At 46.4% G+C, this 24941-nt stretch carries 14 protein-coding genes; all 14 read right to left on the bottom strand.

The window, feature by feature from the left end:
- Positions 1 to 54: 54 nt before the first annotated feature.
- The gene (locus ACFGVR_RS16305; protein ID WP_448698392.1) at positions 55 to 2112 is read right to left on the bottom strand and encodes an aceric acid hydrolase; all 2058 of its coding nucleotides are present in this window, start codon (positions 2110 to 2112) and stop codon (positions 55 to 57) included.
- A gap of 125 nt (positions 2113 to 2237) precedes the next feature.
- A complete protein-coding gene (locus tag ACFGVR_RS16300) occupies positions 2238 to 5579 on the bottom strand; it encodes a glycoside hydrolase family 2 TIM barrel-domain containing protein (protein WP_448698390.1) in 3342 nt (1113 codons plus the stop codon).
- On the bottom strand, positions 5576 to 6649 hold the full coding sequence (locus tag ACFGVR_RS16295) for a mandelate racemase/muconate lactonizing enzyme family protein (protein ID WP_448698388.1): 1074 nt from the start codon (positions 6647 to 6649) through the stop codon (positions 5576 to 5578). Before ACFGVR_RS16295 ends, ACFGVR_RS16300 begins: the two co-directional genes overlap by 4 nt.
- Before the next feature lie 5 nt (positions 6650 to 6654).
- A complete protein-coding gene (locus tag ACFGVR_RS16290) occupies positions 6655 to 8823 on the bottom strand; it encodes an alpha-L-rhamnosidase-related protein (RefSeq protein WP_448698387.1) in 2169 nt (722 codons plus the stop codon).
- A 93-nt stretch (positions 8824 to 8916) separates the two neighbouring features.
- The gene (locus ACFGVR_RS16285) at positions 8917 to 10497 is read right to left on the bottom strand and encodes a sodium:solute symporter family transporter (RefSeq protein WP_448698385.1); all 1581 of its coding nucleotides are present in this window, start codon (positions 10495 to 10497) and stop codon (positions 8917 to 8919) included.
- Between the two features lie 74 nt (positions 10498 to 10571).
- Positions 10572 to 11651 carry a Gfo/Idh/MocA family protein gene (locus tag ACFGVR_RS16280; protein WP_448698383.1) on the bottom strand — a complete coding sequence of 360 codons (1080 nt, stop codon included), beginning with the start codon at positions 11649 to 11651 and terminating at the stop codon, positions 10572 to 10574.
- A gap of 93 nt (positions 11652 to 11744) precedes the next feature.
- A complete protein-coding gene (locus tag ACFGVR_RS16275) occupies positions 11745 to 12257 on the bottom strand; it encodes an L-rhamnose mutarotase (protein WP_448698382.1) in 513 nt (170 codons plus the stop codon).
- A 193-nt stretch (positions 12258 to 12450) separates the two neighbouring features.
- Complete coding sequence (locus tag ACFGVR_RS16270; protein ID WP_448698380.1) at positions 12451 to 14463, bottom strand: right-handed parallel beta-helix repeat-containing protein; 2013 nt, start codon at positions 14461 to 14463, stop codon at positions 12451 to 12453.
- Positions 14464 to 15363, bottom strand: coding sequence for a sugar phosphate isomerase/epimerase family protein (locus tag ACFGVR_RS16265; RefSeq protein ID WP_448698379.1), 900 nt, complete (start codon positions 15361 to 15363; stop codon positions 14464 to 14466). It abuts the gene before it with no gap.
- 41 nt (positions 15364 to 15404) lie between these two features.
- Positions 15405 to 16802, bottom strand: coding sequence for an alpha/beta hydrolase family protein (locus ACFGVR_RS16260; RefSeq protein ID WP_448698377.1), 1398 nt, complete (start codon positions 16800 to 16802; stop codon positions 15405 to 15407).
- 2 nt (positions 16803 to 16804) lie between these two features.
- The gene (locus tag ACFGVR_RS16255; RefSeq protein ID WP_448698376.1) at positions 16805 to 17947 is read right to left on the bottom strand and encodes a sialidase family protein; all 1143 of its coding nucleotides are present in this window, start codon (positions 17945 to 17947) and stop codon (positions 16805 to 16807) included.
- 6 nt (positions 17948 to 17953) lie between these two features.
- Entirely contained in the window at positions 17954 to 20722 is a 2769-nt protein-coding gene (locus ACFGVR_RS16250; protein WP_448698374.1) for a family 78 glycoside hydrolase catalytic domain, read from the bottom strand.
- Positions 20719 to 23511 (bottom strand): glycoside hydrolase family 2 protein, encoded by a 2793-nt coding sequence (locus tag ACFGVR_RS16245; protein WP_448698372.1) that lies wholly within the window; start codon positions 23509 to 23511, stop codon positions 20719 to 20721. The genes ACFGVR_RS16250 and ACFGVR_RS16245 overlap by 4 nt, the downstream gene beginning before the upstream one ends.
- 8 nt (positions 23512 to 23519) lie before the next feature.
- Positions 23520 to 24914: a sialate O-acetylesterase gene (locus tag ACFGVR_RS16240; protein WP_448698371.1), complete on the bottom strand. Its 1395-nt coding sequence runs from the start codon at positions 24912 to 24914 to the stop codon at positions 23520 to 23522.
- Positions 24915 to 24941 lie beyond the last annotated feature (27 nt).

The following is a 24941-nucleotide window of genomic DNA, read 5'->3' as shown; positions in this document are numbered from 1 at the left end:
GGTGTTATCACCGACCATCCGATACAAACACCAATAAACTAATGACCCAATAACCTACCTGCTAAACGGCATCCACGTCTCCATCTCCACATGGCCGCGGTTACCCCAGGCAAAATACGGTATTAATTGCACATCAACGGTGCCTAGGGGCTTTGTATTTACCTCGCGATAAAGCTGGTTAGTCCATTTAGTGTTTTCAATAACGGTTGCCTTACCCGATAAACCAATTAGGTTAGCATGATCGATCACAATGTTTTGAGGCTTTAAGCTGATATTTGATGACAACGACAGATCAAACACCTTTTTGTCTTTCGGTATCCCTGCCGATTCGATACAATAAACTACCGGGCCACGTTTAACGGCTATCTGGTTGCGGGTTTCTTCAACCAAAGGATTAGCTTCAACCATCGTTACCGGCATAGGTAATTGCAACTCAATTTTATCGCCTGCATGCCATTTACCGTTCAGCTCGGCATAAGTACCAGGCGTTAACGCGATAGTGCTTGCTTTACCGTTTACCATCAATTTGGCATCCTTGCTCCAGCCGGGTATCCTGATAAACAGCGAAAAAGCGTTGGCCGAAACTTCCTGTAAAGTAATGTTGATGGCACCATTCCATGGATAATCTGTTTGCTGGGTCAGCCTGATCCTGGAGCCATCCTTTAAATTGGTCGACAAGGTATTGCTGCCATACAGGTTGAACCATAAGCCTTTGTCAGAAACATTGTACGCGTAATTGTTCACTTCGGATATCGTCCGGATCACATTAGGCGGGCAGCAGTTGGAGTAACCGATATAGCCAACCCTGTCCTTCGACCAGCGTTGTGCAAATGGCAGGTCGTCCGAAACACTCAGCGGGTTAGTGTACAAAAACTTTGTCCCGTTAAGGCTGATCCCCGATAACAGGCCATTGTAAAGCGTCAGTTCCATCACATCGGCATATTGGGCCTTGCCTGTTAATTGCAGCATGCGCCAGTTCCAAAGCACATTGCCCACAGCGGCGCAGGTTTCGTTATGTGCGGTAAAATTGGGCAGCTGGTAATCGCGGCCGTAAGCCTGGTGCACTTGCTGCACATCTTTTAATAAATACGATGTTCCATCAGGCGAAGCGCCATCATACAATGCGCCACAGCCACCGGTTACATACATTTTATGGTTCACTACATCGTTCCAAACCAAATTGAGCGTATGCATTAACGTGGTATCTCCTGTTTCAGCATAAACATCCGCTGCGCCTGCGTACAGGTAATTCGCCCTTACCGCATGGCCCAAAGCCTGTGTTTGCTGCCTGAAAGGTATCCTGTCCTGGTTATCATCGGTACCTTCTTTCATCAAACCCCGTATATCTATCAGGTTTTTAGCCAGTTCAAGGTATTTAGGATCGCGGGTGGTGCGGTACATTTCTACCACGCCCATGTAGTGCGACGGGCAAATTGCGTTACGCGCCAACTCGGGCGAAGCCGTTTTGTAAAAGCGGTACAGGTAATCGGTGGCCTTAACGGCGATATTTAAAAAAGCAGTTTTACCCGTAGCACGGTAATGAATGCAGGCGGCAGTCATCAAATGTCCCAGGTTGTAGGTTTCAAAATTCAGCCTGTCCTGAAATGCAGCTTTCACACCTGGATGTGCACGTTCTTCTATTTCTGCCGGCGTGTGGATATAACCATCGGCGCGTTGCGCCTTACCGATGATGACGATGGTTCTATCCATCAGCTCATCCAGTTTTTTATCTTTAGTAATGGCATACATATTGGCTGCAGCTTCAAAAAGCTTATAAAAATCGCCATCCTGGAAAGGCGGACCAACATGCGATCCTGTATCCAAACCGGCAGCAATTTCAAAGTTTTGAACAGCATGCCCCATTTTTGGGTCGGCATAAATGCGCCACATATTGGGGATCATGCTATCGCGGCAAGCTTTAAAACGCTCGGCCCAAAAGCCGCTCGTCCATTGCACATCGCCCATGTTTACGCTGCTTAACAACGCGTGCGGACTTTGCGATGTGTTTACTAATGCTTTGCTTTGCGCGGATGAAATTTTATTGGTCATCAACAGGAATGACACACAAAGGCCCATTTTTAAAATACTGTTCAACTTATTCTCCCTCTTCATAATTATATCTCGTTAGCTTTTTTTGTTATTTTGGCGTTCCCTATCGGGCCGGGTCTTCCGCTCATACTGCACTGGCCTTAGCCACAGGGCCGGTATCCGCTTCACCCCCTAACGCAACTTTTCGGTTAAAACCTTACCTTCTTCGCTTCCTCACTCAACTTCGCTGTTTCTGTTTTAACCGGTTTCAGGTAAAATGTATAATGATATTCGCCTGCCGGTATCTGGTATTGCGGTAGCGGTGCGGCTATTTCGCTCCAACTATCGTTACCGCCTACGCCCATTTGTTTCAGGTCGATATTCAGCGTAATAAAACCGGCATCTTTTAACTTGTTGGTATGCCTTGCCGCCACAATATTTTGCTCGGTATACGGCCAGGCGCTCATGCTCAGCAGGCTATCGGCTACCACCATCAAACCATTGTTTTGCTTGTCACCTAAAAACATCCAGCGTACATCGGTGCGGTTCCCGTTCTCCTGCGGTACCACGTAAGGCTCACCAAACTCGTTTATTGGTTGCGAATATATCCCCGCCGGGAAACCTGTCCTGCGGTCAATATAGTTTTCCAGTAAGCCACGGCCGTACCAGGTAATGTTATCGTCACCACGGGCTATACTGCATTGCATACCTACTTTAGGAATGTTTGGCAGACTTTTATCCGCGTTAAGCGTATAATCAACTTTAACAACGCCATCGCCGTTGATGGTGTATACTACCTTAACGGTCGCTTTACCATCGATTAAGTTGTAATTACTTTTAAATTTAATTACCCCGTCAATACTATAACTAATAGGCAATTCGTAGTCTTTATTATTTGGTAAAGTGACTACTGAGCTAACGAGTTTCAGTTCAGGGTTATACCAAACACCCAACTTTTTATCAGCTTTCCACCCACGATGATCGTTATCAGTTGCAGGGCGACTAAAATGGGGTAATAACGGTGCTAAAATCTGCTCTTTGCCATTTCTGACGTAAGATGTTAGGGCACCATTAGACTTATTAAAACTAAGTTCGAAACCGTTACCGCTAACCTTAAAAATACCAAGACGCTCCATGTCTTCAATTCTAAGTCTCGACAAACCTTTGCTCATTGGTTTAACAGCCGCCAATCTCGTTAAAGCCAATTGATTGCTGGCAATTTCAAAATCCTTATCCGCCCAAAGCGTGCTTTGCGGCAATACAAAATGGATATTTGCCAGATACTCACATCCCGGTTTCATTTTAGGCAAATAAGGCTGTAAGTTCAGCGTTCCGCTCACTCCCGCCACTATATCCTGCCGTGGCAGCATTTTGCTCAGTATTAGTTTGCCGTCTTCCAATATTTCCAATTTAACGTCATACTCAGCCGTCGATTGCACCGAACTACGGTTCTCAATCTTTACAACGGCTTTCGCGCTATCGGCCCAGGTACATTCAAAAGACTGAAAAACGTGCTTACATTCATAAATAGCCGCTTTCGGCCTGCCATCAGAGGCCACAATGCCTTTGATCGTAAAATCATCATAATAGCGTTCGCCGTAATCGCCGCCGTAAGCATAAAACTTGTTCCCCGCCGAATCGGTCTTTAACAAACCCTGATCCTTAAACTCCCATATCCCGCCGCCGATAATGCGTTTAGTGGAACGGAACAAATCCCAAAACTCTTTCAAATTACCATTTGAATTCCCCATCGCATGCGAGTACTCCACAAAAAATATCGGCCGTGTATCGCCATTATCCTGGTTAGCCAGCAGCGGCACGGTATATAAACCCGGGTACATCCTGCTGATGATATCCACAAAAGGCTGGTCGATAGGATTCTGTAGCCGATGCGAGTGATCGTTTGGTTTTAAATAACGCGGATCGCCGGGTTCGATATATCCTTCGGCTTGTGGTGTACCTTGTGCGGGTTCGTAATGCACGGGGCGGGTATAATCAAAATCATGCACCCAACCGGCCATTGCGCTATGGTTTGGCCCGCGGCCGGCTTCATTACCCAGGCTCCAGATGATGATGCTCGGGTGATTTTTATCACGCATTACCATACGGGTAACGCGGTCAAGATAAGCTCCCGTCCACATCGGGTCGTTACTTAGTTTTGAACCTAACCCGTGGGTTTCGAGGTTGGCCTCATCTATCACCATAATGCCGTACTGATCGCACAGATCATACAGGTATGGATCCATGGGGTAATGGCTGGTGCGGATGCAATTGAAATTAAAGCGTTTGATGGTCTGCACATCGTGCAAAATATCCTCGCGCGAAAGCGCCTTACCTTTCACCGGATCGTGATCCGGACGGTTAACCGCGTACAGGTAGGTTACCTTACCGTTGATGAGCAGTTTACTATCTGTTTTTGAGAACTCGATACTACGGAAACCCACACGGCAGCTTTTAGCTTCCAGCACTTTGCCGGTGGTATCTTCAAGCGATAATACCAACTTGTACAGGTTCGGTTGTTCCGGACTCCATTTGGCCGGGTTCTTCAAATTAGCCTCCATTAGGCCGAATTTCACATTATCCAGTCGCGGGTAAATTTCGTTGATGATGCTTTCCACGCTTCTACCCAGTGGTTTATCCAGTACCGGTTTATTATTTTGATCGTACAACTGCGCTTTCAGGTGGTAACCTACCACTTGTTTGCCGGTGAGGTTTTCCATCCGCGGCCGCAAACTAAAAAGTACATCTTTATAGTCCTTATCCAACTTACCACGCCATTGAAAATCAGCAATGCGCAATTTGGGCTCTGCCAACAACATCACCTCGCGATGGATGCCGCTTAAACGCCATTGATCCTGATCTTCCAGAAAATAACCATCGCTCCAGCGGATAACCTGTACCGATACGATATTTTCGCCGGGTTGCAGGTACGGGGTCACGTTAAACTCGGATACCATAAAGCTATCTTCGCCATAACCTAAAAACTTGCCATTAACCCAAACTTTAAAACCTGACGATACACCGCCAAAATGCAGGGTGATATTCATATCCTTCCAGTTATCCGGAACGGTGAATGTGCGTTGATAACTACCAATCCCGTTATAGTCGAGCGGTGGGTATGGCGGGTTGACCGGCCTGAAAGGATAAACGGCGCTTTTATAAATAGGCTTACCATAACCCTGCATTTCCATGTTTGATGGTACGGGTATCTGTTTCCAGCCTTTTACGCGGCTTTTATAAAAATCAGCAGGGGCATCAGCAGGCTTTTCGGCGAAGGAGAAATCCCACATCCCGTTCAAACTCATCGTCCTGCCGCTTTTATCCCTATCTAAAGTTAAAGCATCCTGCACTGTGGCGAACGAGTAAGCCGTTGCCCGGGCCGGGTCGCGGTTAATACCGTCAACCATTGGGTTTTGCCAGGGTTCGGCATTGTATATTGTTGGTGCATTGGGTATGGCCGCCGGGGTTTTATCCACCAGTTGCGCAAACAATGTGCCCGGCACCAATAAAGCTGCCGCTACCGCCAAAACCTGTATTTTTTTGTGCATCATATCTCGCTTAAAAACTCATCTTTAAAACTAAACCCCCAGCCCGGCCTGTTATGTGGCGAAGCAAAACCATTGTTCACCGTCATCGGGTTATCGATCAGCGGGTCAACCCAATCAAACGACTCTGCCCCCATGCCGTTGGCGATGGTGCACAGCAGCGGGATATCATAATCCTTATAATAATGCGGCAAAACCGGCACATTAAAGCTGCCGGCCAGTGCGGCGCTATCGCGCCAGGCCTCTACACCGCCCAATCGTAAAATATCGGGCTGCCACATGTCAATGGCATTGCGGCTCAGCAATTCGCGTAGTGGCAGGGTTGAATATTCCCGTTCGCCCATGGCCAGCGAGATAGCGGCCTGGTTACGCAGCAACTGATATCCCTGGAAGTCGGTATGGTTTATCGGCTCCTCAAACCAGCGGATGTTCAAATGCTTCGCAGCATTGGCCAAACTCAAAGCGGTCGGTACCGTCATGCCCTGGTTGGCATCCATCATGATGTCGATATCGTTGCCAACGGCTTCGCGCACCAGCGTTAAACGTTCCAGGTCCTCGCGCCAGTCGGGTTTTCCTACTTTGAACTTTACCGCTTTAAAACCACGGGCCTTATATTGTGTAACCTCGTGTATCAATTCTTCAACCGAATACGATATCCAGCCGCCACTGCCGTACAGAGGTATTTTTGTACGCGATGAACCTAACACTTTCCATATCGGCTGACCCAATATTTTACACCAGGCATCCCACATGGCAATGTTATAGGCAGCCTGTGCCCAGCGGTTTATGCCTTCGTGGCCGAAGTATTCGTTATGGTGGTTTATCTTTTCAAAAACCTTAACAGTATCGTGTACTTCTTCGCCCAAAACCATTTCGCCAATATCTTTCATGGCACCGGCTATGGCTTTCGGGCTGTACTGAAAGCTCAGCATATAAGCCTCTCCGGTAACACCGCCAGCGGTCAGTATCCGCAGCACAATGAACGATATCTCCGTCAGTGTGTGCGTAGCGTCCGAAATTGGCTTTTCCAGTTTGGCTTTCGCCGAATAGACCGAATAGGTTTTTATTTTATTCATTTCGATTATATCGCAGTATAATGAACCTCATATGATTTACCTTTCTCAATAGTAAGCTCATATACATCATTGCCCAATGCTTTTAATTCGCCGTTTCGGTTATTGGGCTTTGTTTTGCTTTTAAAGCGCAAAGTACCTGTGCCACCTGCACCCGTAACGCTTATCTTGCTCACACCGCAATACAAATATATGTCGCCATCGGGAGTTGGTACGTTGCCGCTGATCCATCGCAAGCCGCCCAAAACTGGTTCGATTGTATAGGTTGAATAACCCGGTCCGGTTGGTTTTATTCCCAGGTAATACTTGCCTAACAAATATATCGGACTGGCGCCCCAGGCATGGCACAAACTTTTACCGAACGGACGGCCATACATGGCGTAAATATCCGCGCCGCTTTTGGTTGGGTTATACTCTTCCCAGAAGGATGTAGCGCCCAGTTTTAACATACCGCCCCAGTAATCTTTCATCTGTTTCAGTACATAGTCCTGCTCACCCATCGCGCAAAGCGCTTCCAACTCGTAAAAACGCATATATGGGGTAGTTATCTTCTGGATGTTATCATTCAATAACACGTTCTTTTTCACATCCTGCTTTTGCTGATCATTCAGATAACCAAAGAAAATGGCGAACATATTGGTATAACGGGTCACGTTATCGCTTTGCGCGCCATCTATCAGGCTATGCACCAAAGCGTGTTTTTGATCATTCCAGTACAGCTTGAATATCTTAGCCTTCATATCATCGGCCAAAGCCTGGTATTTAGCAGCGCCATCGGTATCGCCATTCAGTTTAGCGCAGGTAGCCATGGTTTCCAAACTGCGGCAGAACAGCAATTGCTCAAAGCTTAACTCGCCCTTTTTGCTCAGGCCATCGGCCCAATCAATGAACAGCCAGTCACCCGGTAAGCCTGCCATCATGCCATTTTTATCACGGCGTGATAAGCAATAGTCCATCAGCGTTTGCATGCGCGGGTAGAACTGCTTGATGAAGGTTTTGTCGCCGGTATACTGGTAATAATCATTAATGCTCAAAAACCAGTAGAAGGTATAATCCATTATGGTATTGATATGGCTCGTTACCGGGTCTTTTCCGCGTAAAGCCAAAATGGTACGGCTAACAGTAGGCGAATCAAAGAACGAATAGTAATTCATGGCATAGCTTTGATACGCGTCGCCCGACCATATCCAACGGTCGCGTTTTATACCATCGATAAAAAACTCGCGTGTAGCTAAATGCAGGGTGTATTTCGAGATATCATAGATCTTGTTGATCTCATCGTCAGAGCAACGGAAAGAGCCGCGTTCTGTTACAGGAGCATACTCATATAGCATTGAAACAGAGTCGAGTTTAAGGTTATCGAACCGCACGTTAACGTACCTAAATGCTTTGGACAGTTCCATTACCGAATCCTTTTTTGTGGGCTCGTTAATATCCAGCTCGTCCAGCGTTTCGCAATGATCGGCCGAAAGCGCTTCCTCTTTCGATTCGCCGTAATAGATATGCAATTTACCTTTGCCTGCTATGCCGTGCAACTTAACAAAACCAAAGGTCTCTTTACCAAAATCGAGCAAGAGGGTATTATTTGTGCGCTGCGCATAAACAGCATGTTGTTGAATGGTTGGTAAGCTGAACTTTGATGGCGGTGACAGCGGATCGTTAAAGTTCCACGAGCCGGCGTTGAGGTAGGTGGTCGCCGATCTGTCGGATACTTTGCCCGTGGCATCTATCCATTCTTTATCTTCAAAAGTAACCTGCCAGCTATCATCAGATACAACAGTTTTACCCTGAACGAATATTGACGGTACACTGGCCTGGTTGTATACTTTCAAGCTTAGTTTATGGTGCCCCGCAGGCATGGTTATGCTTTTTGGGTAACCCACAAATGCCTGCCCATCGATCTTTACATTGTAGGTACCTTCAACATTCAGCTTAACTTCTTCGGTGGCAGGCACATCAAAGTCTTTATGAAACTCCACCAGCACATAATGGCTGTCCATTTTCCAAAGTACGGGTAAGAAAGCGCCCCGGTCTGTACGCCGGTTCTGCATTTTATTGCCCAGCCAAACTTCAAAGTCGCCGGGATAATATATCCATGTGGCTTTTTTGGCTTGCGCCGATGCAAGCTCAGGCCCGAACAGGCCGCAGAGTAGTAAAATGTAAATTATCTTCTTCATATAGTTTAGTTCATTGGTCATTAATTATTAGTTCATTGGTGTTTTTATATTCAAATCAAAACTCTTATTCCCTCTATTAGGGGGTTAGGGGGCTTATTTAAAATACAAGTAAATCGCGATCATCACAATAGTTAGCAACGTCCACGATAGCTTAACCCTGTTCGTAGTCACAAACACCGGTTTATCGGCTTTATCGTCAACCACATAAATTTGCGGAGATGGATCTAAAACCGATATCAGCATAGCCAATAGCGTCAATCCCACAAAAATGATGAACGACAGCATCAGGTAATGTGGCCAGAATGGATGTGTAGCGGCAGGTAATACCCATAAATATATTACCCCAGTGCCTAAACTTAGTATCGAACCTATAGACAATACAAAGTTTACTGCCTTACGGGATGTGCGTTTCCAGAAAACAGTAAGCAGGAACACCACGGCCAGCGGTGGTGCTATAAAACCTAAGATAGATTGAAATACATCGAACAGATTGAGATCCTTGATACTATCGATAGCCAGGGCCATAACGATGGCAAAAATACAACCCGCAACTACCACCATGCGCCCCATTTTAATGATCTGCTCATTTGTAGCTTTCGGATTGATCTTTTTTACATAAATATCCATGGTAAATACCGTACTCAAACCATTTAAGGATGAGCCGATTGTACCTACCAATACCGCGATCAGCACCACGATCACCAAACCGTTCATTCCCGGCGGGAAGAGGTTGGTCACCATGGTCATATAGGCTTCGCTGGGATCTTTTAAATGCGGAAAAAGAATGTAGCACAATATCCCGGTAACGATGAACAACGGTAACGACAGTATTTTTAACCAACCGATAAAGCTTACCCCTAACTGGCCCTGCTCTAAATTGCGGGCGCCAAGTACAGATTGCACCATAGCCTGATCAGTGCAAAAGAAAGCCACAGCCGAAACCGGGTAACCCAGCAAAATAGCATACCAAGGGTATTTAGGATCGCTGGCGGGGTGGATGAGTTGCCAGTAATGCGGCGGCACACCATGATACATGGCCGATATACCGCCTACCTTTTGCAAACCTAAAATTGTTAAGGTTAGCGATACGCCGATGAGCAGCAGCATCTGGAAGATATTAACCTTGGCAATGGCCTTCAACCCGCCGGTAAAGGCAAACAATCCTGCAAAGGAAACCAGTACGATAACCGACTCCCACATGGGTATACCCAACACTTGGCGCACCAATAACCCACCTGCAAATAAACCCAGTGACAACCAAGATATCAGCATTTTAACCAGCGCATACCAGGCCAGTATGGTTTGCGTAGAATCGCCATAGCGCTGCCCCATAAAACCGGGCATGGTGCTTACTCTTGCCGCCAGGTACCGTGGCGCAAATACCATAGCCAGCAGCATTAAAAAGATAAAAGCATACCAATCAAAATTAGCGCCTACAATACCCGAACTGTAACCAATACTCGCAAACGCTAATAATAAAGATGGACCGACATTGGTACCCCACATATTAAACCCTATACTGGCCCAACCCAACGATTTATTGGCCAAAAAATACGAATCCTCTTTGTTACGGCCAACAAAACTTGCCCGGTACCCAATAATGATCAGGATAAGCAGGTATGCCACCACAATGGCATAATCTAAAAAAGTGAGGCGGGATACAATTGAGGTCATTGGTTATTGGGTTACTGGTTATTAGGTTCTTGAGTTATAGGTTATTGGCAATTCACCGCTATCAGTTCCCCGCTTTAGGGGGTTAGGGGGCTAATATGATGTTCTTTTAATAAATCATTCACTTTTACCGGTTTACCCGTTTGCAGCGATTGATCCATGGCCTGCAATAACGCTACCGTACCAATCCCCTCTTTCATATCCGGGTAAGCAGTAAAGCCCTGTTCAATGCTGTCGGCAAAATATTCCAGGTAGTTTTGGTATTCGCCCGCGTGATGGCTCTGACCTTCAAACCTGAAGTAATGTTTAATGGTCGAGTCGCCCCATTGCACTATCTTTTCTTCGCCGGTCTTATCGGTAATTGCGTAACGCAGTTCGTGGTAATCGGCCTGCGATGCGCCTACAGTGCCGCGTAAAATAACCGTCATACCACTATCGCGCATAGCGGGTTGTGTTGGGCCGGTATAGCAACCGCTTACCCGGGCAATGCGGCCATCGGTAGCTTTAAAAATAAAGTGCATGGTATCCTGGTTCTTTAGCCCGGCGGTTTTGCCGTTACTGCTGATCATGCCGTAACCCATCACTTCTTCGATATCCGGCAGGTACCAACGTATAAAATCAACCGGGTGGCTCAACCCACCATACAGCCATTTAAACGACGATTCCAGCGCCCAGGGTTTTTCCAAAAACCAACGGTGATCGGCATGGTAATGACTTTCAACCGTGATCAGATCGCCGATCAAACCTGCTTCAAAATCCTTGTGCTGCCTTTTGGCCGGCTCAAAAAAGCGCGAGCTTTGACCAACGAATATCTTTTTACCCGATTTTTCGGCCAGTTCAAGCAGCTCATTGGCATCAGCCAGGTTATCGATAAAGGGTTTGGTACATACCACATGTTTACCATGCAGCAATGCCTGTTTAATATGCTGGGCGTGCAGGTGGTCGGGCGTATAAATGGCAATTACATCAATATCCTTATCATCCAGCATATCCTGGTAATTGGTGGTGTAATCGTACATTTTAAACTCGTCGGCACGGTGGCGGCACAGGTCTTCATTACGGTCACAGATCATCCGCAGGTCCCATTTGGGGCTCTGTATTGCTGCCGACATGGTGCTGCGGCCCTCGCCTAATCCTAATATTCCTAATCGTAGCATATATTGTTCATTTGTTCATTTGTCATTGGTTCATTAGTGCCAATCAGGTATTTATTCTTTTTAAATCCGAAATCGAACATCCGAAATCCGAAATCAAAGTGGTTTCAAAAACACCCAGGTTTCGCCCGGCTTGGTTCCCGGTATACCTTCCTGGTATTTAGCCATAATTTTATTCCATTCGTCAACCCGCGGGTTGTTCTTTGTCGTCAGCGGGTTCAGCTTATCCAGGCTTTCTCCTTTCGGGATGCTGATGATGAGCATTAGTTGGCGCCCATTACGGTATACCAATAGTCTCTGAAAGTTGGCATTACAAAACCCTTGCGAAACCTCGGGCCATTTCTCGAATTGAGTTTTATGGTAATTTAGATATTCCTGTTGCTTCTTCGGGTCGGATACAAGGTTAGCGGTAAGGATAATATTATCCCATTCTTTGGCTACAGTTTTATTAGAGCACCGGCTGCGCTCGAAATCATAAAAGGGTGGATCGTATACTTTTATGATACAATCTTTAAACTGCAATTTGCTAGCACTGTAAAAGCGTCCAAAGTTGAGTCCGAAAACTACAAAATGATTTTTCCATTGATAGATATCAGCGACATCTACCATTTGTTGTTTACACAAACTTAGTAACCTTTCTTGCTCGACTTTCCCACCAGGGTACACTACTTCAACCACAGCAGGTCCAATCTTCGTTAAAGCGTAGCTTTTTTGTGAGCCGCACAACAAAGCAACTAATACCAACAAAAATGATAAAGCTTTATAATTTAAATACTTATAAATTTTATATAAACTCATTCTTTTACATCTTATTTATCGGTTGATCATTTGGGTTAACTACGCGTTCCTTCAATAAATATTGGTAAGCAGGCTGTAAACCTGCGGCGTTTTTTATCTTGTTAGCTACCATCGGGCCATTGTTCTCCCATACGTTTCCGGGTCCGTTGGCGTTCTTCAAATACTTTTCAGTTGGTGTCCAGTTATCCTTTACGGTAATGTTTGACGAACCCTCATCGAGATACAAATAGAACCAATGATGCGGGTCGTGCGCGTAAGGCGCTTTGTAGATCGAGTCGACATAGTTCTCTGAAATAACCGATCCGGCCTGAGCCGACAACGTATACACCCCGGCTACATCATACATGTGTTTAGCGTAGTGGGTGATCTTATTTGCATAGACATGATTATCGCTCATAGCGTTGGCGGTCCTGGTCCAGCCCCACCCTACGCTAATGCCGGTGTATGATGTTTCGCAAATCTCATTATGCTCAATATTGATATTCTTCACATACCCTGCCCCAATCCCCACGCAGCCCCAGTCTTCGTTGGTCACATCGGTTATCAAATTATTGCTCACTTGTTCATTGGTACATACTTCCCGTAAGTCTTTCGGATTATACGGCAAATGCACCTCTGTGGCTTTATCTGAAAAATTACCAACCAACACTCCACTCCCGCCGATATCTTTAAACAGGCAACCTGTAATAGCGTCATCGCGGGTTCCTTTGGCATAGTCTAACCCCGTAGATGCCAAATGCTCAAATCTACATGCTTCAAAGCCGGTATGCGCGGCGTACTTAATCGTTACTGCTGCTTCGGGTCTTCCAACCCAGGCCTGATTCTCCAGGCCCTTTTTGTCGGGCGTACCGGGTATCTTCAATTTGTAGGCATCTGTCATATACATGCCCGCCTGGTGCGGCACTATGCCTTGTTGCGACGGGCGCAGCCAACCGCTGTGCTGAAACGATATTCCCTTGAAATACACATAGCTAACCGGGTTATCTATCGTGCCTTCCACACTTACTAAATTCTCTAATGCAGGTATTATCGCTTTCGCGGACGGCATATTTTCGCCTGTACGTGGCCAGTAGTACAATTTGTGGCTATCCTGATCAAGATACCATTCGCCCGGGCTATCTAGGAATTGGATGGCGTTAGTCAAATAAAAAGCTGAATTACCCGTTTTTTTCGACAGGAACGGCGCCGGCCACGGATGCTCAGATTGAATACGGCTTTCGGGCTGCTCAAAACTCAGCTTAGCGCTATCGCCCTGCACTTGTATGGCTTTAATACGCAGAACAGCAATGGCCCACCATTGGTGAATAAAAAACTCCATGCCTTTAACTTTCGCCAGGTCGGCAGTTTTGGGTTTAGGTATCCAGCAGGTTTGTTCTTTGTGGTTCCATGATAATATACGGCTCATGCTATCGCCCCGCATGGTATTGGCGCGAATAGCTTTATGCCCATTTATCCATAATTGCCTGAAATTTTGAACGGTTACATCAGCAACCCAAACTTTACCTTTGGCTGCCAGCGGTAAGCCGGGTATTGGTTTAACAGCTTTTTGCCAATGGATTACTGCAACGCCTCCGCTCAGTACCGGACTTTCGTGGGGGGCTGCTTCTATGATCGTCGGGCTCTCTTTGGTTCCCGAATCTTCAGGGCGAATAAATATGGGCTCGAACAATCGATATGTTCCACCCTGCACGATGATGTGAATACCATCCTTAACAACAGGATCGTTCAGCCGGCGCATTTCCCGGGCAAGGCGTAAAGCCATATTTAACGTGGCTAAGGGCTGTTCCTTCGTTCCCTTATTTTGATCGGAGCCCTGCGGCGATACCCAGATGTCGGCAGCGTTGGATGAAACGCCAATTAGCAACAAGATCAGCAAAACAGCGAACCGGAAACCGCCAATGCGAGGCACAAAGCAGTCCAAAACAGGCAGAGCAACTCTGTACGCCGGGGATTGCTTCGTGCCTCGCAATGACGCGCGGAGGGCATTGTATGATAATATGCTTTTTAATCCAACCATTTATTGAAATACCGATTTTACATATTCTGTATTGGCGCTGTAATTCTTCTTCACATTATGCACATCGTTTGCATCGCGGGAACGCTCGATCACCAGCCAGCCGCTCCATTTCATTTTATCAAGCGTTCCTTTGATCTTTTTCAGGTCTATCTTCGGGTCGTAACGCAGCCAAACACCATCCGTATCACTGCAGTGGATCTGGCAGATGCGTTTTTTACCTAAAGTTTGCAGTTCGGTACTGATGTCGCGTCCGTTATCTGCTGCATTAGCAAAATTGAAGTAGCTTTGAATATGCGATGAACCGATCTCATCCAGCAACTTAACCTCATCAGCAGCAGCTAAAGAAGTTTCTATCCCGATGATCACGTTAGCTTTTTTAGCAAGCGGTGCAATAGCTTTCAAACGTTCAACTACAGCCGGGCGCAGTTCGGGTTTCCTAACCAGGTCGGCAACGCCAAGCGGTAAAAAGCCTACCTTTACATTCATGGCCACCATCGTGTCGATGCAATCCTGCACCATGCGCTCCACGCCTGCCCTTTCGGCGAAGGATTGTGCATAAAAGCCTGTCATCCCCAGCGAGCATATCTCCAGGTTTAACTCTTTAGCTTTATCTAAAAACTGCTTCCTTATTTCGGGAGTGGCTAACTGACTGTCGAACGTTTCACGTTGGCCAAGACCGCCCATATCCACTTCTAAACCATCGGCACCAATATCTTTAGTGAGCTGAAAAGCGCCTAATTTTTGCCGTTTTATTAACATCAGGTCAACAATGGCAACTTTGTATCGTTGTGAGCTATCCGAAGCAAAAATGCTTGCCCATGAGTTATTCCGCACAAGCAAAAGTCCGCCGCTTAGTATCGCAGCATTGCGCAAAAATTTCTTCCTGTTAATTTCAGACATCTATCTCAATGTTAATTTTTAATCATTTTTCATTTGCACATTCAATGCCTTGTTGCATTGTTAAACACCTTTTGCATTTCATCAAAGCCATGTATGGCGTTGGCCGGTAAGCGTTCGCCTTTATCACCAAATACATATAATGCTTTTTCAGGTTCTATAGCGCTTTTAGTTTCGTCTATCTCCCCGTCTGCGCCTTGCACCGCTTTGATATCCAGCTTCAGGTATTTCGCCATAAAGGCATAAACGGCTTTACGCTTGCTGATTCCATAATCGTGGCCTTCGGCCGGTAAATGCACATTGGTTAACTTATCCTTCTGATCGTAAAAACCATAAATACGCTGCATGAACGGGAACTCTATCTCAGGCACATTCACCGTCCAATCCTTACCATCCGAAACCACGAGTTGCGGCTTTGGGGCAAACATGGCCGCTATTTCGGGGTTATTTGTATCGCCTTCGCATAAATGTACCGGCATACCGCTTTCTGAGTGCGAACCACCGTAAAAAGCGCTGGATACCATCACTACAGGCGATGCAGCCGTAAAACGTTCATCCAAAGCAGATAACAGCATGGTTTGGCTGCCACCGCCCGATGCACCGGTAATGCCTACCCTGCCTGGGTCGGCATCTTTAAGTGACAATAAATAATCGAGCAAACGGATACCGTTCAGCGCCTGTATGCTCATGGCGATACTGCGGTTATGATCGGCATCCTTAAATTGCAGCAACGATTCGCCCCAGGCAAACAGGTCATAACTCATGGCGATAGCGCCCATACGCGCGAAGGTTGCGCAAAGCTTTTGCTGATCTTTATTGTACCGGCCGTACTGGAAATGGCCGTTTGGCGAAAGGATGACCGGTAGTTTACCGCTGCTTTTAGCCGGGCGGTAGATCGACCCGCACACATATAGACCAGGCAAGGTTTCGATGGCGATATTTTGGATGGTGTACCCATCCATTTGCCTTACCGGTGTTAATATAGGCTTCGCGGTTGGTTTTGCAGGTAACGGCGAAAGTTGCAAAGCACTGTACATACAGGCGCGCAAAGCAGCTTTTCGTTTTTCCCAGCTTGCTTTATCATTGTAAAGTGATGACAGATAAGCCAGTTGCTCCTTGCCATCCTCAACCGACCAGCGCGGATAATCGAACTTGCGCAAGCGGTAAACACCGGCAGTAAGCGTATAAGAAATATCCAACGGGGTCAGTATGTTATTCAGCGTCTTATCGATGCTGGCCGGGCGTATGCGCCAATCAGCAAAGGTAACTACCTGGCCTTTCACCAAATTCTCGTCGAATTTGATCTGCACATGAAAACGCGCCTGCACCTCGGTGAGCACTTGCTTTAAAGGTTTTTTCAAACTGTCGTCCACACTTACCTGCGCATACAGCTTAGCAGAAAGGATTAAAGCAAAAAACAAAAGCAAGGCGAACTTTTTCATTTTTACAGATCTTTGGTGTCTCCGGTTGCAACCGGCGCAGTATAACCTTCCATTTTAGGCCATTCGCCGTTTACAATTTCTTTTAAAACCAATTTTTTAGGATCAATAACCACATGCTTGATCTTTTGCCTGCGCCAGGTGTAAACAAAGTGCACCAAACCATCGCTGGTTTGGATAACAGCCGGGTATGAGTACTGGCTTATCGGCGAATCTTCCAGGATCAAAGCTGCGTACCAGGTTTTGCCATCTTTGGAGATTGCTACATTAAGCGGTGTACGTGCACCTTTCACTTCCTTGCCGGGAGGCAATACGTGGTTGTAAACCAGTAGCTGACGGCCATCTTTTAATGTGACAGCGTCCGTACCCGAATTATTATTTGGAAGGCTTGTTTTGGACAAAGGCGACCAGGTTAAACCATTATCGCTTGACCAGGTTTCCAGTATCGCCCTGTCGCGGCTGCGGCAAAGGGCCTGCAGCTTTCCATCCTTATGGAACAGGATACTTGGCTGTATAGCGCCCATCACGCCATCGGCTTTGGCGACGTCGGCCGTTTTTGTCCATGTTTTGCCGTTATCCGGACTTAGTTCGAAATGCACGTTCCAGCCTTTATCTTCGGTACTGGTCGGGCAGATCAGTGTGCCGTTCCTCAGCAGCACCGGTTTGTTTTTTACCGGACCTAAAAAGCCCGGCGGCAAAGCCCTTTGCGCCGACCAGGTGACACCACCATCGGCAGAGGTTTTCATAAAGCCTTTCCAGGTACCAGGGCTCGGACCTATCTTGTAGAACAACATCAACTCGCCGTTTGGCACCTGGTATAAAACCGGGTTCCAGCAGGGGTAACGCAAGCTGTCGTTCTGTATACCGTCGGCAACATTTTGCGGAGCCGTCCATTTACCGTTTACATTGCGGCAAACCCAGATGCAAACATCGGGGTTACGTTCTTTTGTCCCGCCAAAAAAAGCAGCTACCAAACCTGTTTTTGTTTGGGCGATAGTTGATGCATGGCACTCCGGGAAAGGGGCCTTATCGTACAAAAACTCATCGGTAATAATACCCTTTCTCCACGGGTTTGTTTGTGCAAACGCGCCATTAAGAGCATGACAAAATAGCACAACAGTTAAAATACAAATTTTTTTATAATTCATAATCAGTTATATGTGTGATTTAAATGAATAGTTACCTGAACTAATTTCAAAAACTGCACAACCGGCTTCCATCCGCAAAAATTTCAGGTCGTGGTTAGCCGATGCTGCGCTTCCGCTCTCCGTAACATCTTTTTCGGCCGCAGCCGGAACATAAATTACAGCCCTGGTATTTGCCGGAATAGTCACATCCCAGCTAAAGGTTTTGCCATCTTTTTTCCAGTTACTTTTTACCATTCCGCTAACCGATCTGTACGATGCATTCACGAAAGTTAAACCCTCAACCTGTTCAGGTTTCATCACCAGTTTATGGAAGCCCTGTGCACTTTCAGTTTTTATCCCGCCAAGGTTTTCGTAAAACCAAACCAGCAGGTCGCCCAGCAACATTACGTGATTTTGCGAGTTCATTTGTGGGTTGGCGGTATTGCCGTTCCAAAGTTCCCAAAAGGTAGTGGCGCCGTTTTTAACCATATAACCCCAGCTTGGGTAATCGGTATTTGAGGCTATGCGGTAAGCAATATCAGGGCGACCATTGGCGGTAAGCGTACGCATTAAAAATTGCGTACCGATAACACCTGTACTGATGTGGCCTTTATTATCGATCAATATCTTATCAGTAATGTTTTTGAATACAGCCCTTCTGTCGGCACCGGGCACCATGCCAAAATACAACGGCAACAGGTTTGAGGTTACCGAGTTGTTACTGTACCGTTTGGTTTGGGGATTGAAGAAGGTTTGATTGAATGTCGTTTTTATCCTGGCTGCCATTGCATCATATTCGGATATATCCTGCGTTTTGCCCGCCAAACCGGCAAAGCGCTTCATCAGCATAAGCATCCTGTAATAGTACGCTGTAGCTATTAAATGCCCGTCTGTAGTACGCAAGGTATCTTTAGAGTGGATCAGTTCGGTTGATTCGGGCGGTACGCACCAGTCGCCGTATTTATCTTTGTTCAGGATGTTATCCTTCATGTACTTTACGCGCATATAGGTCATCCACTTCTTCATCGACTCGTAGTGCTTCACAATCGGCGCTTTGTCGCCATATTGGTCATAAAGCATATCAGCAACTACCAAATAGGTAGCGGGCCATGTTTCATCGTCGCTGTAATAATGCCAGTAAGCGGGCGCAACATCCGGCAAAGCACCTTCGGGCGTTTGCGATTCTTCGATATCGTCCAGCCATTTAGCGTAAAACTTGGCGTTGTCGTACACAAAACTTTCGCTGTACGAGCCCGTAGCATGGTCGGCCAGCCAGGGCATACGCTCGTTACGCTGCGGGCAATCCAAAGGCATGCCTTTGTAGTTTGCCTTGATACCCCAAACCGCGTTTTTATAGATCTGGTTGATGAGCGGGTTCGATGTTTCGAACGAACCGGTAACAGTAAGATCATCATTGATCACCTCGCCGGTAAAGTCATTCAGTTGGGGTATACCCGGATACCCGACAACCTCAACATACCTAAAGCCATGATAAATAAAACGCGGGTGCCACTGCTCTTCGTCTCCACCTTTTAAAGTGTAAGTATCTGTCGATTTTGCATCGCGCAAATTGGCCACGTATAATTCACCATCGCTTTTAGTTGTTTCGGCAAAGCGCAGTTGTACCTTATCGCCTTTATTGCCTTTTACCTGCATATTGATCCAACCGGCCATGTTTTGGCCCATATCCAATACATAGTTACCGTTGCTTATTTTGGTGATGGTTTTGGGTTTAAGGGTTTCAACCACGCGGATCTTTTCGTTCATCTGCGCTACTACCCTGCCGCCCGGTGCCTCAACCAATTCGGGTTTCAACCACGCAGCTTCGTTATAACCGGCATTTGCCCAACCGTTTAATTCTTTTGTGGCATCATATTCTTCGCCATCGTATTCGTTATTGCTGCGGATAGGCCCATCCCCCGTAATTTTCCAGGTATCGTCGCTGGTAATGGTGCGGCTCGTGCCATCGGTATAATCGATATGCAGCTGCAACAGCATTTTAGGGTATCCAAAGGTTTTTATTTTAGCCGGCTTGTAGTTTTGCCGCATGGTAAAAAAGCGGCCATTGCCCAGTATTGTCCCGATAGCATTATTACCTTGCTTAAGCTGCGCTGTAACATCGAAAGTATTATATTTTACCGATTGCGTATAGTCTGTAGGTGCCGGTGCCAAAAACTGATCGCCAATGCGGTTACCGTTAATGTACAACTCATAATATCCTAATCCTGATACATAAACCTTTGCTTCTTTTATGGCTTTCGCGGATGAAAACTCTTTGCGAAAATACCGTGCCGACAACCGCGAAAACTTTGATACGCTATCCCAGGCAAAAGCATGATCATAGCCTATCCATTTAGCCTGCCAGTCGGCAGGTTTTAACAAGCCCATGCTCCATTTTTGGGCATTGCTCCAATCAGTTTCGCCTTTATTTGTCCAAACCTTAACCTTCCAAAAGTAGTTTGTGCCGCTTTGCAGCGGTTTGCCCTGGTAGGATACCTGTATGGTCTGATCGGATTTAACCACGCCGGAGTCCCACACATCGCCGGTATTAGAGGATAGCTTTTCGGCTGATGAGGCAACCAGTACACGGTAAGCTGTTTGATCTGTACCACGAACGCTGGAAGCGATCTCCCAGCTTAAACGCGGCTGCGTTGCATCAATCCCTTCGGGATTGGCCAATAACTCGCATCGCGGGTTTTGAATTACAGGCGTATCCTGTCCGCGGAAGGAAAACAAACAGGCACCGCTTAAAAGCAGTACGCATAAAAGGCCGTATGGATATTTGATCAGTTTCATTTGCCGGAAAAATCAAAGTACAGATCAACGCTTAACGCGGCGCTGAGATCTTTGTAGTAATCAAAATATTTATTGGGTAAACCCTGCGGGCCTAATTTTTCAGGCTTTTGGGATTTTGTGCCGATAGCGGTTATACCGTTCATAAACGAGATATCCCCCGAAGGAAACGCCGGAGCCGTATTGTAAACCTTTTTAGGGGCCGCTGGTGTAAACAGGCGCATAAACACATCGCGGTTATCGCAAATAATGGTAATGGGCTGGCCGGTAGTATTCAGCTTCATCCAATACAAATTGGAGTAGTAGCCTTTAAATTCGGGGTACTCCATACCAGGCTGACCGGTTATAGTATTGTTGTATGTTTTATCCCAAGTGTTCAGGCTAACACCTTTCATCCGGTTTTTCCATACCCGGTACGGGCCATCGCCCATGTAAGTAACACCTTTTACATCCTTTTCCGGATAAGAAAAACTAAAACCCAGCATATTACCTTCTTCGCCAATTGGCCAGTATTTAACATTGAGCTTGATCAACCCCGATGGATAGATGATCCATTTTAAACCTGCTTCTGTTGCTTTCTTTTCAAATGATGCCTCAACAATCAGGTCGTTACCTTCGTAACGGTAACTTAGTTTTTGGAAGCCGGTTTTCTCGGCACCTTCTGCCAGTACCGGCCCATTGTTGAAAGGTATTTTACCTTTGCCATTTTTAACGCTCAGCAACAAACCCGAATTACGGTTAAACTCGACATCGATACCATTGGCGCTTACTTTATAAAGCGAATCGGTTTCTTTAATGGTTGGTTTCTCAGTTCCTTTGGTATTGATCATCCTTGCGGTGATCTTTTCGTGGCTGCTGATTGGGAAGCTCCAGGTAAACAGTTCATGTTTATCCGGACCGTAGGCGGTCAGATACATTACATCATAGCTTTTCCAATCGGCCGGTAATTGCAATTGCAGGTTACCAAACTGACCAGGGGCAACATCCGGTGCGGTAATTGGGGTGGTTTTGCCAAAAATCTTGGTCTTATAAAATGGATTATCCAAATAGGCCAGGCGATAGGTAAAAGTACATTGTTTTAAATTGGTATACAGATAACGGTTTTCCAAGCGCATCGTACCATTAAAAGCAGGTGTGATGTCGCGCGGCTCCATGTGTACCGGGCACCAGATCTCTTTGATAGCGTAATAACTTCCTTCCTTTTCACGATATGGGCCAACAATACCATCCGGCGCATGATCGCCATCCGAATCTAAAATGCCACCTTTATCAGTACGCACCACATCTTCATCCAGCAAGGCCCAGATAAAACCACCGGCCGAGACCGGCGTACGGTACATCAGTTCCCAAAAATCATCTAAACCTGCACCGGCACCACCATCATACAAACCGTGCAAAAATTCGGTCGGGAAGAACACATCGTGACCATGCAGGGCGGTACCGGTACCATAGTCGTAATTAATATAGTGGTTAGTGTTAATGCCTTTAAAAACCGCCCAAGGGTGTATAACAGGGCGTTTTTGAGGGTCGTTATCCGGAAAAAGATGATCGAGATCGAAATTAAAGCCGCTTTCGTTACCATTATCCCAAACTACGATCGAAGGATGGTTAACATCGCGGGTAACCATTTCTTTAACCAGTTTTGAGCCGGTTGGCGTATCGTAAATACCGTGCCAGCCGGTCAGCTCATCTAAAACAAATAAACCCAGCGAGTCGCACACATCCAAAAAATGAACATCTGGCGGGTAATGCGACATACGCACCGCGTTCATGTTCATATCTTTCATCAACTTCACATCTCCGATACTGATGCTTTTATTGATGGCCCTGCCCGTTGTTGGCCAGAAGGTATGGCGGTTAACACCTTTAAATTTGATCTTGACATTGTTGACATAAATACCATCGTGCTCACGAAACTCAACCGTGCGAAAACCAAAACGTTGTTTGTAAGTATGAATAACCTTGCCACCGCTGCTCAGGGTAAACACAACATTATACAGGTTAGGAAACTCCGGTGTCCATAATTGGGGCGAAGCGATGTTGCCCTGTAAATGTACTATGGTATCGCCTTTGCTTACTTTAGCGCTAAAAGGCAGGCCAAACTTTTGCCCGGCAAGGGAATAGATCTGTGCGCTTACCTGGCTGTTACCATTTGCATCGGCTAAAGCCACGTTCGCGTTAAATTTACCACTTGCCAAGGCGTTTATGGCTACGGTACTGATATGCTGTTGTGGTGCAGCTTCGAGGTAAACCGGGCGGTAAATACCCCCGAACACCCAGAAATCGGCCTTGCGTTCCGCATTGTTTACCGATGCGTTGGCCGAATATTTATCAACCGTGGCTTCCAATAAATTGGTTTCGCCGTATTTAAGCAGTTTGGTAATATCGTATTTAAACCGGTAAAACGATCCCTGGTGTATTGCTCCCGCCGATTCGCCGTTGATCTTAACTTTGGTATCTGTCATGGAGCCTTCAAACACGATCTGTACGTTTTTACCCTTCCATGCCGCCGGTATTTTGAATTCGTATTTATATAAACCCTGTTCGCGCCCCTTGGTGCTGTCTTTATCCAAACCGTAATTATATTTACCGAAGCCCTGCAGTTCCCAGTTGGACGGTACGGGGATGGTTGTCCATGTACCCGCGTGCATACCGCCTGTGCAATAAAACTGCCAGTTAACGGTATGGTCGCTACCCGTCCCGGAGAGGTAGAGCTTTTGCGTTTCCTGTGCAAAAGAGAAGCAGGAAGCAAGAAGCAGGAAGCAAGAAGTTATGGCGAAACGAATTCTCATTATTTAGATTATTGATTAAATTTTAAAGGGTTATCGGTACGGAAAGGCGCTGCGGGTAAACCGGCTTTGTTAAACAAATTAGGCTGCGCTAACTCGTTCCAGGCAAAGCGAACATCTACGGGCTTGCTTACTTCGGGCGAAAACACAATTACTTTATTGTCTTTGATGATAGCCTGTGCTTCCACAAATTTGCCATCGGCACCTGCTATGGTAAACCAATTAAGCGGTTTATCATCCTTACTCACCAACGGACTACCACCATCGTTAAAGCTCAGCTCTATCCTATCGCCTTTTATAGTCATTTGTTTATACATCGGTCCGGAATACACCACTTTTTTGCCGTAGGTTTTAGCCAAAGCAAGTAGTGCCAAACGATTGCCTATCTCCCATTTATAGGGTGGATGCAGGTTAGGTGTCACATCGGTCAAATCGGTAGTTACAATCATGCCGGTATTTGGGATATTAAGCGCCAGTGTTTGCGCTTCCCAGAATTCGGGGAGCCTTTCGGGGCTCAATATAGTTTTCGGACTTAACTTCGTATACCAATAAGGTACGATCTCTACATAATTAAACGGCAAAGTATTGTCGCCCCACAGGCTACGCCATGAGTTGATCAACGCTTGCATTTTATAAGTGTAGCTGATATTTTCGCCAACATTGGCCTCGCCCTGGTACCACAAAAAACCTTTGATGGCAAACGGCGATAACGGCTCGATCATGCTGTGGTAAAACTTGCCTTCCGGTTTGGCCTTTACAGCATCGGGCTGGTTAAAGTAAGGTACGGTGGCATAAGCTTCGGCTGGGGTCCAGGGTTCGATGGCGCTTCCGCTGATGGCTGCGCAAACCACACCTACCGGCACATGTAATTCTTCGTTCAGTTTTTTGGCGAAGAAATAGGCTGCTGCCGAAAATGAACGTAGGGCCGAGTCCTGGGTTGCCAGATCCCATTTAGCTAAATAATTACCCGTTGTTCTCTGGTTCTTCTGATTAACCCAAAACAGGCGGATATCCGGGCTGTGCGGATGGTCCATTTCGTAAACAGGTGAGTTTTTGTCGAGGCTATCGGCCAGGCGCACTTTACTGTTCTTGCGCATTTCGTATTGCATGTTGGATTGACCTGAACATACCCAAACCTCGCCTATCAAAATATTATGCAATGTGATGGTATTGCTTCCCGCGATGATCATATCCTGGCCAATATTTGAAGCTGTCATCGCATCCAGCACTACTTTCCAGTTTCCCGAAGCATCGGCAACAACCTTTTTGGTTTGTTTACCAAACTTTACCGTTACCTGCTCGCCTGCCGAAGCTGTTCCCCATACGGGTACCGGCTTTTGACGCTGTAAAACCATATTACTGCCAATTACACGTGGCAAAACAATCTGGGCGTGTGTTATTGACACGAATAGGATCGCGCAAGCTAAAAGGAT

The organism is Mucilaginibacter aureus, assembly GCF_053514885.1.
Note: the sequence above shows the minus strand (reverse complement) of the source record. Positions and strands in the feature narration are given on the sequence as shown.